Here is a 12,165-nt window from a genome sequence, read left to right as displayed (position 1 = left end):
TCGACGAAAAGCCTGATGTAGGTGGCCAAAGGCGAATCGAGGACCGAGGCTGCGTTCAAATCCGGCACGGCAACCGCCCCAGTCTGTAATACGTTGTTACGTATAATGTATATTATGTTAAATGATATGACAGGTCGTCCGGTGAAAGTCTGCGCAGACAATCACCCACTCCGACGAAGGCCTCTTCCCAGGTCGTGGCTACGTATCGGCCTGAATTCGGGTCGCAACGCATCGCGGGTAAGCCGACCGTAATGCTCAAGGTCGTGATCGCTCCAGTTGCGTAACTCGCTCAGGGAATGCCGGTGAAAGAAATCAGGTTCAATGCATGGGTTCACCGGGCTTGGCCCAGGCGCAACTGACGCAGGCAAAGCCGTCAGGCTTGTTTTGCTTGAGTAATGCCTTCGTCCCCTTGATACGGTCTGTTCCGGCCAAAGGATGTTCATTACCGAATGAGCAGAGCCCTACTCCCGGACGCCCCCGTCGCGCGCTTCGCCATCAACCGTTAATCAATGCGGCCATAGTCATGGCGGTTGGAAAAAGAGGCGCCCATCAAGTAAAAACACCCACCTGCCACGATAAAGGCGGCGAGCATGTAGAACATGAACTGCGGCGGCTGCGATGCCAATGCAAATCCGCACAATACCGGGCCCAGAGCGCCCCCAAGGCTCGACAGGTTTTGCGCACCGTAATACATGCCCCGCAAGTGCTCGGGCGCGATGCGATCGATGAACATGTACTCGGCGGGGAAAACAATGACTTCACCCACGGTGAATATCCCTACTGCCAACGCCCAATGCCAGACGCTGGTGGACAGCGCAAATCCGACGACCCCCAGCAGAAACAGGCTGAAGCCTGCGGTCAACCATCGATTCAGATGCTCGTTGGTGATGCGTTTGCCAACCAGGTACTGCAGGCAGATCACCACCGTCGCGTTCACGGCTACCACTGCACTGATGACTTGATAGGTGAATTCCGGCGTGCTTGTAGTCACAAGGTATTGCGAGATATAGCCGGTAAACTGGCCGAACGCCACGGCGCTTAGCGCGCCACCAACAGTGAAGCAGACCAGACGATGATCCTTTAGCAGGGTGCGCCCCACAGAAACGAAGGAGATAGGCAGACTGGCCCGGTCAGTGGGGCTGAGCGTTCTGTCGCCCCAGATCATATAAGTCAGAAAGGTACCCAAGCCCAGCGCCGCTGATATGAGGAATGGCAATTTCATATCCATGTGCGCGAACCCAGCGCCAATGAATGGCCCCACCGCATAGCCGATATTGATCAGTGAGTAGCGCACCGAAAACACTTTGCCACGCTCGGCTTCTGGCAGCAGTTTGCCGAACGCCGCCTTCACAACAATATCGATTACCGAATAAGCAAAATTGAATGCCACCAGAAACAGGAAAAACATCCAAAGGTGCGCAGTGACGCACATCCCGATGAAGCCCAGAGTAAAGAACCCCGTAAAACTCAGGATCAATCGATAACTGGACACTTTGTCAGTCAGGTAGCCGCCGTACACGCTGAGCAGCGAGCCAACGAGCATGGCGCTGCCCACTACCAGACCGATATCACTGACTCCCAACGTGAAGTTGGAGGACAAATAAATAACCATGTAGGGCAAGGTAATGGCGCGCCCCATTGTCAGGAACAAAGACGACAGCAGTAGCAAATTGACCGAATACGGATAATGTTTGAAGACCGCGAGCATCTGCGTCTATTCCTACGGTGGCTGCATCGAAGCCAAGGAGCATATCGTTAAACATTCAGCTTCGTCTTCCTAACTGATGCTCATGTTCGACGGCCGGCGTTTCAACCAGCGTGAATTCATCCTTGGCGCCACTCATGCCACGTCGCTGCAGGCGATCCAATTTCAGGATGCGCTTGAGGTGGGCAAACAACATTTCGACCTTTTTACGTTCATGGCGAGAGCGCTGATATGCCGGCGTTGCAACTCGTGGGATAGGCGAACTTCGAGTCAAGGACCGAACCCCTTTAGGCCAAAGGGGTCTGCTGCTGTATTACTTTCGGAATACGTCCAATGTCCACGCAACAGAACCTTGTGATACTTGCCCGGGGCGGGTACGCCGCCCGAGGAATGCTTTACCTGATCATCGGGATCTTCGCATTGCTGGCCGCCCAGGATTCGACAAAACCCAAAGACAGCCACAGAAGTCTGGAAGCCTTGCTGGCACAGCCGTTTGGTTATTTTTTAGTGGGGCTCGTGGTGGCGGGCTTGCTCGCGTTTGCGGCCTGGCGTGTGCTGCAAGCGACGCGTGATGTCGACCATCACGGCAAAGATCTTAAAGGTTTGACCATTCGCACTGGCCTGCTTGCGGGAGGTCTGGTGAACGGTGCTCTGGCATTTTTTGCGTTAGGCCTGCTGGTGAGCGGTATTAAAAGCTCGGGCAGTTCTGGAGGAAAAACCAAGGATTGGCTGGCGCATCTGTTGTCTTGGGAATACTCCAACTTACTGGTGTACTTGATCGCTCTTATTCCATTGGGCGTTGGAATTGCTCACATCATCAAAGGCTGGAAGGCATCGTTTGAGAAATACTTTGAGGCCGACGAAGACGTCATGCGATACGTTCGCCCGGTATCACGGTTTGGACTGATTGCCCGGGGCGTGGTTTTTATAGAGATTGCGGTGCTGCTGGCGGTCAGCGGTTCTGCTTATCAAGCCATGGACCCGCCCGGTATGAAGGAGGCTCTGGACGCACTCCAGAATCTTCCGGCTGGATGGCTGGCTTTGATGACGATGGCCTTTGGGTTGATTGCTTTTTCGGTTTACAGTTTTTCCGAAGCCTTCTGGCGGAAGATCAATATGCAAATACCAGGCGTATGTGGACAGTGAGTCTTCACTGGATGCATTGAGCTGGATGCATTGAATAGCTAGGGCGTGAGCCCTAGCGACCAGCAGATGTCACTTCTTCTTTTTCGCGGGCTTGTCTGCTTTGCCTGATTTCGATGTCTTTTCAGGATTGCTATCCGCCTTTTTGGCAGACTTCTTCGGCTCAGCGTCTTTTTTCTTGTCTTTCTTCTCAGAAGATTTCGCAAGCGCTGACGCCGCTGCTGATTTTTTTGCTGGTGACGTCTTTTTGTCTTTTAGCTCTTTGCTGGCTTTTGAAGGACTTTCTTTGGATTTCTTTTCGTCTTTAGCCACGTTCATCACCCCTCGGGTATGCCGCTATCGGCACATCGCCAGTGGATTATCCACAAGCTGATCATTAGGCGAGCACACGAAGAAGCGGTTCAAACTTTCTGACGCCTTGCCCTCGTCTCAGGTGCCCGCACCGGTTTCAACGCTACCTCAACACTGCTTAATCGTCCTCGGTCTCCGCCTTGTCACCCTCCTCCATGGGATCCTCGTGTTCAGGCGCATGCTCAGGGGGATTGGGCATCACATCAGGTCGCCCTGGCTCCAGCGGTGCTATTGACGCCCCGTTACCGGACCCACCTTCCAGCTCTGACTTACTTTTCATCATTTGACTCCCAGGGTCGCAAAAAGGGTTGCGACGTATGGGTTCGAAGCTGGAAACGTGGCGTCGTTCGGTGAATCTTTCCCGGTGCCGACAAATGAGCGTCAAGTCCTGGAGCGAAGGCGAAGACCAGGGCTTCCGATCATTGCTCAAGAGGCAGAATCCAGCAGCCCTCTCCTTCTATACGCGTCTGATCGATCTGACGGTTGCCTAAAAAGAATGCAGCCCATTGTCAGCCTGTTTCTTTCAGCCTATCTTGTACAAAACCTATACAAGGCCGTGACTGATGTACAACAAAGTGAAGTGGCCGCTGACGCTGTACTTTGACGGCGATTGCCCGCTCTGCGCTCGCGAAATCAGGCTTCTTCGCCGACAGGCTGCAGCGCAGCGCCTGCTTTTCGTTGACATCAGCACCGGTGAATTCGACGCGACCACACTTGGGTTCACGTTCGGGCAGATGCAGTCGTTGTTGCATGCCCGTTTCGCCGATGGGCACTGGGTGACCGGGCTGGATGCCACGCTATGGAGCTGGCGAGCCGCGGGTTTGGGTTTTTGGGCTACGCCACTGACATGGCGAGCACTCCGTCCGCTGCTTGAAGTCGGGTATCGCCTTTTCTGCCGGCTGCGTCCCGCTTTGGCGTGGTTACCTCATCCGGATGGAGGCCGCCGCTGTGTCGATAACCGGTGCGCGGTACCGGAATCCAAACCTTCACCGAAGGAGGCGCCCGGCCTGAAAACTAAGCAGAACTAGAACGCTTCGCTTCGACACTGGCGCAGAGGAGCCCGCGCCATAGGTCGTCCCGCGAACCCTGTGTTATCGGGTGCGAAGTACGCATCCCCTACTCCCAACGATCAAGCCACATTTAGCGCAGCATGGCTGCGAGGTATCAAAATGAACCTACCATTAGCCGAACACTACCGTGAAATTTTAGTCGGCGTAGGCGAGAACCCGGACCGTGAAGGCCTTCTGGACACGCCCAAGCGCGCAGCCAAAGCGATGCAGTACCTGTGCAATGGCTACTCGTTGAATCTGGAGGAAATCATAAACGGCGCACTGTTCGAATCCCAAAGCGATGAAATGGTGATCGTGCGTGACATTGAGCTGTATTCCTTATGTGAGCATCACATGCTGCCCTTCATCGGCAAGGCCCATGTCGCGTATATCCCGACTGGCAGGGTGCTGGGCCTGTCCAAGGTCGCTCGAGTGGTCGATATGTTCGCCCGCCGCCTGCAGATTCAGGAAAACCTGACCAGGCAGATCGCGGACGCCATTCAGCGGATAACCGACGCCGCCGGCGTGGCGGTGGTCATTGAGGCAAAGCATATGTGCATGATGATGCGGGGCGTCGAGAAACAGAATTCGGTGATGACTTCATCGGTGATGCTGGGCGCATTCCGCGAGTCCTCGGCGACGCGTCACGAGTTTCTCCAGCTGATCGGGCGACTCAGCTAAAGCAAACGGATCGAGGCTATCGGCGGGAGAGTCCAGATGAACGGTTCCTTTACGATGAGTTCCCTTGGTGACGATTACCGTGCCTTGGTGATCGGCGGCAGCGGAGCGCTCGGCTCGGCGTTTTGTGAGTGGCTCAATGACGATCCGCGCTGTGCCGGTGTTCGTCAACTGGGGCGCAGCACCATTCCAGCCCTGGATCTTGAACAACCCGACAGCATCGCCCAAGCGGCTGCCGAGCTGGCTGAGGAAGGGCCTTATCAATTGATTGTGCATGCCGCAGGGCTCCTGCATCGCGACGGCATCAAGCCTGAAAAAAGTTACGCGGCGATTGAGGCCGATGCCATGCAGGCGGTATTCCAGGTCAACACCCTGGGGCCCGCGTTGGTTTTGCGCCACTTTCTGCCGCTGCTTGATCGCAGCGGGGCCATGGCGATGCTCTCCGCCAAGGTGGGCAGTATCGGTGATAACCGTCTGGGCGGCTGGTATGCCTATCGCTCCTCCAAGGCCGCGTTGAACATGCTGATTAAAACAGCTGCCATCGAGCTGGCGCGAACGCGACCACAGACCCGTTTATTGAGCCTTCATCCAGGCACCGTGATTTCGGGCCTGTCGCAGCCCTTTCGGGGGGCCTCAGGCGCCCGGCCGGCACGTATTGCTGCCCGTGAGTTGTTATCGCTGATCGACGGTCTGACGCCTGCCGACAGTGGCCGTTTCTTTGCCTATAACGGAGAGCGCCTACCCTGGTAGGCACTGATGTGACATTCCTCAGGAACACTGAACATGATAAATGCAGAACTTTTGCAACTGATGGTGGAAGCATCCAGCGATGGCATCGTGGTTGCCGAGCAGGAAGGCGAAGAAAACATCCTTATCTATGCCAATCCCGCGTTCGAACAGCTGACGGGCTACAGCAATGACGACATCCTTTATCAAGACTGTCGTTTTCTGCAACGTGATGACCGTGACCAAAGTGGTCTGACGCTCATCCGCGAGGCCATAAAAAACCATCAACCCTGTCGGCAAATCATCCGCAACTATCGCAAGGATGGCAGCGGTTTCTGGAATGAGCTCTCGATAACCCCGGTGTTCAACGCCGCAGATCAGTTGACCTATTACATCGGCATTCAGAGGGATGTGAGCGTCGAGGTCGAGGCTCGCGAGCGAGTGCGCGAACTCGAGGCTGAAGTTGCAGCGTTAAAGGAACAACTGGCTCAATCGAAGCGCTAAGCCTCTCTGTGTCAGCTACCAATACGCCGGTCCCGGCCGGCCCCTGTCGACAGTGGCACCGCTCGCAGCCCCCTACTCATCAAATGGCAATGGCGTATCAGGATCTCGCCGCACGTCAAAGGCATTGAGCGTCATCGCAACCAGCGAGTAATACCCATAGACGCCGATCAGTTCGACCATGGCAGGCTCGCCAAAGAGCGCGACGCCCTGATCGTAGAGCGCGTTATCCACACGTCGGGTTTGATACAGCGACTGCCCGATCTCGTAAACGCACTGCTCATCCGGACGTGTAAACGTCGGCGTCAGTTGCTGCCTGAGCGCCTCGATCACGCTGTCGCAAACGCCCGCACGCCTGGCAATGGGCTCATGAATCTGCCACTCCGCCTGGGAGCGCCACCAGGCGGCGGTCGTCAGGATGGCGAGTTCAGTCAGCCGTAATTCCAACGCGGTTCCGTAGCGGCAGAACGCACCCAGTCGCTGGGCATGGTCAGCCAGCGCCGGGCTGTGAATCCACGCGAGGAAAGGACCGTCCAGGTTACCGCGAGGCCCCTCCAGAATTTCAGCCAGCACGCGCTGTTGATCTTCGCTCATCTGATCGGGCTGCAAGGGTGTGAGGCGCGACTGAATGTCCATGTGTTCTCTTTTCCCAAGCCGGTCGTTAACGCTATCGAGGACGTCGCCAGCGCACTGATTCATGACCTGCTCAGGGTAAACCGGAACAAGGCACCCTCGCCAGAGCGCAAGCGCGTGCAACGCCAAGGCCCGGCCGTACGTTCGAGTCAGCCCAGGTCGCCACCTCCCACCGGCAACGTCACGCCGGTGATATACGACGCTTCGTCGGAGGCCAGGAAGAGGATCGCGCTTGCTTGCTCGTCGATCGTCCCGTAGCGCTTCATCAAAGTGCTGTCGATCTTCTGATCAACGATTTTCTGGTACCACACCTGCTCCTGCTCACTCTGGGCCTCGGTGACGATGGCACCGCTTCCTTGTTTGAGCATATAGGGCAATACGCTGTGGCAGCACCACAGGGTGGGGAACAAGGAGCGACGGATTTCCGCCTCGATCTGGTTTTCCACGTAATGCTCGAGGGGTTTGGCCCAGATCGTCCCGCCCACATTATTGATCAGGATGTCGATGCGCCCGAAACGCTGGTCGGCCGTCGCCATGACACGCGCGCATTCGGCTTGCAGCTCAAGGTTCGCCCTCAGTGTCAGGCAACGCTCATAAGGAGCATTTGTTGCCCTGCTTGCGGCGGCACAGCATAGCGCCAAGGTGCGCGCAGGCGTTGACCAGGCCGTGCACGTCGCCCTGCTTGTCGCGGGTGATGACCACCGGCTGGCGACCGATGTACATGGGGAAGTGGTCCTTGATTTCAGGCACCTGGCTTTCATGCGCCAGGTAAACCCAACCACCTTCGAAAATATGATTCATCTCCAGCGCGAAGAGTTCGGCGTCGGTGAAAATGTCGCGTCGGAAGCGGAACACGCCGGTGGCGGGGTCATCCTGAGTGGATAAACGGCCGCTCATTATCCGCCTGCTGCAAATCGCTATCCGCCCAGCGCAAAGCTGTCTCGCTGATGGTGGCTGGCTCAAGAAACTGGCAGCGTTGATCCCGCGAGACGCAATGCGAGTTAATCAAAACGCCCTATAAATAATTTGGGGGGCTGGATAAACATTTCGCGCAAGCCCTGCCGGGCAACCTCAGTATCCTCACCGCTCCTGGCTATAAAAATAAAGGTAAAGGTATGCGACTGGGATGGTATTCCGATCTCTCATCTACCGAAAAACGTACCTACTGGGCGTGCTTCGGCGGATTCACACTGGACTCGATGGACGCGACGATCTTTGCGCTGATGATGCCGGTCCTTATGACGGTGCTGAGTTTGAGCAAATCCGACGCGGGCTTGCTAGGTTCCGTATCGTTGATCGGCAGCGCCCTGGGCGGCTGGGGAGCTGGCATGCTCGCCGACCGCTACGGTCGCATCCGCGTCATGCAAGGCACGGTGCTCTGGGTCGCCGTGTTCACCTGCATGGGCGCTTTTTGCACGGGGTTCTGGACGTTCTTGCCTGTCCGTTTCCTGCAGGGCATTGGCTACGGCGGTGAGGCCGTCGTCGGTGCGGTACTGATCAGTGAAGCCATCAAGCCCGCGTTGCGTGGTCGGGTCGCCGCCTCCGTACAGAGCGGTTACGCCGTCGGTTACGCGATCTCACTGGCGACGATGCCCGTGCTGTTCAATTTCCTGCCACAAGAGATTGCCTGGCGAGCGTTCTTTGCCATCGGCTTGCTTCCTGCCCTTCTGATCTGGTTCATTCGGCGCCTGGTGCCGGAATCTGCGGCCTTCACCCAGACACAAACTCGCCGCAAAGGCGTAGACGTCCGTGCGATATTCTCTGGCGAACATCGTCGCGTCACGATCATCAGCACGATATTGGCCAGCGGGATATTCGGCGGCGCTTACATCATGATCACTTGGCTGCCGACTTATATGCGTACGGTGCTGAACTTGCCGATCGCCTCCACCTCAGGCTATCTGGCGGTCAACATCGTAGGGTCCTTGCTGGGGCCCTTTATCTACGGTCTGATCAGTGACCGTATCGGTCGCGGCAGAGCGTTCATGTTGTTTCTCGTATGCCAGGGGTTGGTGGTTTCCGTCTACATGTTCGCCGACGTCAGCATGAATCTGATTCTTGCGCTCGGTTTGTTGCTCGGCGCCTTTCAGGGCGGGCTGGCATCAGGGCTACCGCTGACGTTCTCCGAGCTTTATCCCACGCGCATGCGGGCCAATGGGGCCGGTTTCTGCACAAGCTTTGGCCGGGGATTCGGTTCGATCATGCCGGCGGCGGTCGGGTTTGCATCGGTGCACATGAGCCTCTCCGTGGCGATGGGTTCGTTTGCAATCGGGTCGTACCTAATCGGGTTCATTGCCGCGTTGTCCCTGCCTGATGCGACCGGGGCGGATCTCAGCGCAGCCGATTCGCTTTATGCAGAGGTGGATCGGCAGGCAACATCTGCTGGGGCAGAACAGCAGGCGGTGAGCACTCAACCCCACGCCTGATCCACAACGCTCAGGCGACCTTTTTTGACCGCACGACCGGTTCAACTCATTTAACCGGTCCTTGTGCAGACATGAACATGGCGCGAATCATCGAAGGGGCTCACCCTGGAGGCGTTTCAGAAGCCCCGGAACCAGCAGGTCACCTATTCGGTGGCGGGCAAACCACCCGGCACCTCTTCATGAACCCTGCTGGCAACGTCATGTGCGACCTCTCGTATTTTTTCGATGAGCGCCTGCGCAGCCGGTGAATGCAAGCCGTGGGTACGGTAAATCAGGCCAATGGCTCGATGGGTCTGCTCCAGCTGCAGGTTCAGACGCTGCAGCTCACCCGAGGCCAGCTCATATTCCAACTGATGCTCTGACACGATCGCCAACATGTCCGAACGCATCAGCAATCCCCTGATGATCGCCATGTCACCGGTTTCAACCACCGGTTCGGGTGGGGCTCGATTCAGCTTCGCGAAATGGGCATCGAGGAGCAAGCGAGCAGGCGTGTCCGCGCGCGGCATGACCCATCGGGCGGTCGCCAGGTCATCCATCGTGAGACTGCGCTCCAGCCATGGATGACCTCTTCTGCCGAGGATTACCATCTCTTCTGTCAACAGCTTTTCCCCGTGCAGGTCGGTGGCGTAGTCCTGAGCCCTGAGGGCGCCAAAAACAAAATCCACATCGCCCGCGCGCAACTCCAGCGCCAATAAATTGAAAGGGCTTTCATTGGTCGCCACCTGAACATGAGGGTGGTCGGCAACGAGGCGCACGATCGCCTCCGGCAGGATTCGCGTGCGCCCCAACGGCAGCGCGCCGACCGTTACCAGTCCCTGCAACGAACCTTTGATGGCGGCGACATCCGCCCGGATATGGCGTAAGTCATTCAGGGCGCGTCGCACAGGATAGAGGATCTCCTGGCTGGCACGTGTAGGCTGCAAACCCCGCGCGGTTCGCTCGAACAGGGTCTTGCCTGCGCCGTCCTCAAGGACTTTGAGCGCAGCGCTGATGGCGGGCTGGGTGAGGTCGAACGAGCGCGCCACCGTTTGCATGTGCTGGGTTTCGCAAAGCTTGACGAAGATCTGCAGCCGACGGGTGTGCAGCAGGTAGAGCGGTTCGTGGGGCGCATGACCGAGCATGGCGGGAATCGATTCCAGCTCGGTCATCACCCTCCTCGCCCTCGGCAGGATGGCCTTGCCATAAGGCGTCAGCAACATGCCACTGGCGTGTCGTTCGAACAAAGGGACATCGAGACTGGCCTCAAGGTCACGGATGGATCGCGTCACCACCGACTGTGCCCGCAGCAGCGCATCTGAGGCTCGTGACACGCTGCCGTGCTCTGCAATCCGAATGAACGCACGAACCTGCATCAGGTGCAGTAACGGTGATGTTGCCATGGGTGCTTCAAAGCCTTCTTATAAATAAAAGGTATGCGTGCCCAAGCCTTACGCATTACTCCCGCCAAGGCAAGCCTGTCAGGATTCATGGAAACCAACAAGGGAGTCGTCCCACCATGAATCACCCCATCAAAAAAAGCGGTCTGGTCGTCAGCGCACATTCGGCAGATTTCGTATGGCGCGCAGGTGGCGCGATCGCACTGCATGCAGCCCAGGGTTACGACATGCATATCGTATGCCTTTCATTCGGTGAACGCGGTGAGTCGGCCAAGCTCTGGCGAAAAGGCCCCCACATGGATGAGGACACGGTCAAGACTGCGCGTCGTCAGGAGGCTCAGGCAGCGGCGGATATCCTCGGCGCAAGTGTTGAGTTCTTCGACATCGGCGATTACCCGATGCGCGCTGACAACGAAACCCTGTACCGTCTTGCAGATATCTTCCGCCGCGTGCAACCGGAGTTCGTTCTCAGTCACTCCCTCAAGGACCCTTATAACTACGATCATCCGCTGGCGGTTAACCTGACCCAGGAAGCACGCATCATTGCCCAGGCCGAAGGCTACAAACCGGGCGAGAAGATCGTGGGCGCCCCACCCGTCTACAGTTTCGAGCCGCATCAACCCGAACAGTGCGAATGGCGGCCGGACGTGCTGCTGGACATCACGTCCGTATGGGACAAGAAGTACGCAGGGATCCAGTGCATGGCCGGTCAGGAACACTTGTGGGAGTATTACACAAGGGTGGCACTGCAGCGTGGCGTTCAGGCCAAGCGCAACATCGGCATTACCGCCACTCGGGACATCGTGTACGGCGAGGGTTACCAGAGCATATTCCCACGCGTGACGGAGAATCTGGGATGAGCAGCCTGGTAGGCAAAACCGGCATCGTCGTGCGTAACATCAATCGCGCCGACAGCCAGCTGATCGACGAGCTCGCGCGCTATGGCGTGGCGACGGTTCATGAAGCACAGGGCCGCAAGGGGCTGCTCGCTTCCGGCATCCGCCCGATCCAGCAAGGCGTCGTTGTGAGTGGCTCGGCGGTGACGGTCATGGTGGCGCCGGGCGATAACTGGATGTTCCATGTGGCTGTCGAACAGGCCCGACCGGGCGATATCCTGGTGGTTGCACCCACCTCGCCGTGCACCGATGGTTATTTCGGTGATCTGCTCGCCACGTCCCTTCAGGCTCGCGGGGTCCGCGGGTTGATCCTCGACGCCGGGGTTCGCGACACCGCGACGCTGCGGGAAATGGGGTTCCCTGTCTGGTCCCGTGCGATCCATGCGCAAGGCACGATCAAAGAAACGTTAGGCTCGGTCAATATTCCGGTGCTGTGTGCCGACCAACTGGTCAATCCTGGCGATGTCGTGCTGGCCGATGATGACGGCGTTGTCGTGGTACGGCACGATGAGCTACAGCGCGTGATCGAGGCCAGTCGCAAGCGCGCCGACCTTGAGGAACAGAAACGCCTGCGTCTGGCCGCAGGCGAACTGGGTCTTGATATATATGCCATGCGCGCGCGGTTGCAGGAAAAGGGACTGAGGTATTTCGACCGACTGGAAGACGTGGAGGATTGAC

General features: G+C 57.5%; 12 protein-coding genes and 3 pseudogenes. 8 read left to right on the top strand and 7 right to left on the bottom strand.

Features of this window, described 5'->3' with window-relative positions:
* Positions 1-502: 502 nt before the first annotated feature.
* The gene (locus AB4N84_RS25125) at positions 503-1,708 is read right to left on the bottom strand and encodes an MFS transporter (RefSeq protein WP_460043720.1); all 1,206 of its coding nucleotides are present in this window, start codon (positions 1,706-1,708) and stop codon (positions 503-505) included.
* 55 nt (positions 1,709-1,763) lie between these two features.
* Positions 1,764-1,946, bottom strand: a pseudogene (locus AB4N84_RS25120) (IS5/IS1182 family transposase); the annotation flags it as partial.
* 92 nt (positions 1,947-2,038) lie between these two features.
* Between AB4N84_RS25120 and AB4N84_RS25115 the strand changes: the two are divergent.
* Positions 2,039-2,851, top strand: a complete 813-nt coding sequence (locus tag AB4N84_RS25115; RefSeq protein ID WP_460043719.1) for a DUF1206 domain-containing protein — start codon at positions 2,039-2,041, stop codon at positions 2,849-2,851.
* Between the two features lie 69 nt (positions 2,852-2,920).
* Here the strand turns inward: AB4N84_RS25115 and AB4N84_RS25110 are convergent, their stop codons facing one another.
* Positions 2,921-3,169 carry a hypothetical protein gene (locus AB4N84_RS25110; protein ID WP_460043718.1) on the bottom strand — a complete coding sequence of 83 codons (249 nt, stop codon included), beginning with the start codon at positions 3,167-3,169 and terminating at the stop codon, positions 2,921-2,923.
* Positions 3,170-3,762: 593 nt separating this feature from the next.
* Between AB4N84_RS25110 and AB4N84_RS25105 the strand changes: the two genes are divergently transcribed.
* The 4 genes from AB4N84_RS25105 (at position 3,763) to AB4N84_RS25090 (ending at position 6,156) form a co-directional block, all read left to right on the top strand.
* Complete coding sequence (locus AB4N84_RS25105) at positions 3,763-4,227, top strand: thiol-disulfide oxidoreductase DCC family protein (protein WP_460043717.1); 465 nt, start codon at positions 3,763-3,765, stop codon at positions 4,225-4,227.
* A 141-nt stretch (positions 4,228-4,368) separates the two neighbouring features.
* Positions 4,369-4,929, top strand: coding sequence for a GTP cyclohydrolase I FolE (gene folE / locus AB4N84_RS25100; RefSeq protein ID WP_074750987.1), 561 nt, complete (start codon positions 4,369-4,371; stop codon positions 4,927-4,929).
* A gap of 36 nt (positions 4,930-4,965) precedes the next feature.
* Positions 4,966-5,676: an SDR family oxidoreductase gene (locus AB4N84_RS25095; protein WP_460043716.1), complete on the top strand. Its 711-nt coding sequence runs from the start codon at positions 4,966-4,968 to the stop codon at positions 5,674-5,676.
* A 33-nt stretch (positions 5,677-5,709) separates the two neighbouring features.
* Positions 5,710-6,156, top strand: coding sequence for a PAS domain-containing protein (locus AB4N84_RS25090; RefSeq protein ID WP_074750991.1), 447 nt, complete (start codon positions 5,710-5,712; stop codon positions 6,154-6,156).
* A 72-nt stretch (positions 6,157-6,228) separates the two neighbouring features.
* On the opposite strand, the gene AB4N84_RS25085 is transcribed toward AB4N84_RS25090, so the two are convergent.
* From AB4N84_RS25085 to AB4N84_RS25075, 3 genes and pseudogenes are all read right to left on the bottom strand, one after another.
* Positions 6,229-6,789, bottom strand: a complete 561-nt coding sequence (locus tag AB4N84_RS25085) for a carboxymuconolactone decarboxylase family protein (RefSeq protein WP_460043715.1) — start codon at positions 6,787-6,789, stop codon at positions 6,229-6,231.
* Positions 6,790-6,935: 146 nt separating this feature from the next.
* Positions 6,936-7,370 (bottom strand): annotated as a pseudogene (locus AB4N84_RS25080) (SDR family oxidoreductase); the annotation flags it as partial.
* 13 nt (positions 7,371-7,383) lie between these two features.
* Positions 7,384-7,683, bottom strand: a pseudogene (locus AB4N84_RS25075) (Rieske 2Fe-2S domain-containing protein); the annotation flags it as partial.
* Positions 7,684-7,901: 218 nt separating this feature from the next.
* Between AB4N84_RS25075 and AB4N84_RS25070 the strand changes: the two are divergent.
* Entirely contained in the window at positions 7,902-9,212 is a 1,311-nt protein-coding gene (locus tag AB4N84_RS25070) for an MFS transporter (protein ID WP_460043714.1), read from the top strand.
* A 143-nt stretch (positions 9,213-9,355) separates the two neighbouring features.
* Here the strand turns inward: AB4N84_RS25070 and AB4N84_RS25065 are convergent, their stop codons facing one another.
* Positions 9,356-10,594, bottom strand: a complete 1,239-nt coding sequence (locus tag AB4N84_RS25065; protein WP_460043713.1) for a LysR family transcriptional regulator — start codon at positions 10,592-10,594, stop codon at positions 9,356-9,358.
* Positions 10,595-10,710: 116 nt separating this feature from the next.
* Here AB4N84_RS25065 and galB point away from each other — a divergent pair, with 116 nt between their 5' ends.
* Together galB and AB4N84_RS25055 are read left to right on the top strand one after the other, a co-directional pair.
* Entirely contained in the window at positions 10,711-11,451 is a 741-nt protein-coding gene (gene galB, locus AB4N84_RS25060) for a 4-oxalmesaconate hydratase (protein WP_460043712.1), read from the top strand.
* On the top strand, positions 11,448-12,164 hold the full coding sequence (locus AB4N84_RS25055; protein WP_460043711.1) for a 4-carboxy-4-hydroxy-2-oxoadipate aldolase/oxaloacetate decarboxylase: 717 nt from the start codon (positions 11,448-11,450) through the stop codon (positions 12,162-12,164). The genes galB and AB4N84_RS25055 overlap by 4 nt, the downstream gene beginning before the upstream one ends.
* Position 12,165 lies beyond the last annotated feature (1 nt).

It is taken from the genome of Pseudomonas sp. S2_H01 (assembly GCF_054668305.1).
Note: the sequence above shows the minus strand (reverse complement) of the source record. Positions and strands in the feature narration are given on the sequence as shown.

Excerpts from the sequence above, each read along its gene's own strand:
- galB (WP_460043712.1), top strand. The coding sequence starts at position 10,711 with ATGAATCACCCCATCAAAAAAAGCGGTCTGGTCGTCAGCGCACATTCG.
- AB4N84_RS25125 (WP_460043720.1), bottom strand. The coding sequence starts at position 1,708 with ATGCTCGCGGTCTTCAAACATTATCCGTATTCGGTCAATTTGCTACTG.
- AB4N84_RS25090 (WP_074750991.1), top strand. The coding sequence starts at position 5,710 with ATGATAAATGCAGAACTTTTGCAACTGATGGTGGAAGCATCCAGCGAT.
- AB4N84_RS25115 (WP_460043719.1), top strand. The coding sequence starts at position 2,039 with ATGTCCACGCAACAGAACCTTGTGATACTTGCCCGGGGCGGGTACGCC.
- AB4N84_RS25095 (WP_460043716.1), top strand. The coding sequence starts at position 4,966 with ATGAACGGTTCCTTTACGATGAGTTCCCTTGGTGACGATTACCGTGCC.
- folE (WP_074750987.1), top strand. The coding sequence starts at position 4,369 with ATGAACCTACCATTAGCCGAACACTACCGTGAAATTTTAGTCGGCGTA.
- AB4N84_RS25085 (WP_460043715.1), bottom strand. The coding sequence starts at position 6,789 with ATGGACATTCAGTCGCGCCTCACACCCTTGCAGCCCGATCAGATGAGC.
- AB4N84_RS25055 (WP_460043711.1), top strand. The coding sequence starts at position 11,448 with ATGAGCAGCCTGGTAGGCAAAACCGGCATCGTCGTGCGTAACATCAAT.
- AB4N84_RS25065 (WP_460043713.1), bottom strand. The coding sequence starts at position 10,594 with ATGGCAACATCACCGTTACTGCACCTGATGCAGGTTCGTGCGTTCATT.
- AB4N84_RS25105 (WP_460043717.1), top strand. The coding sequence starts at position 3,763 with ATGTACAACAAAGTGAAGTGGCCGCTGACGCTGTACTTTGACGGCGAT.
- AB4N84_RS25070 (WP_460043714.1), top strand. The coding sequence starts at position 7,902 with ATGCGACTGGGATGGTATTCCGATCTCTCATCTACCGAAAAACGTACC.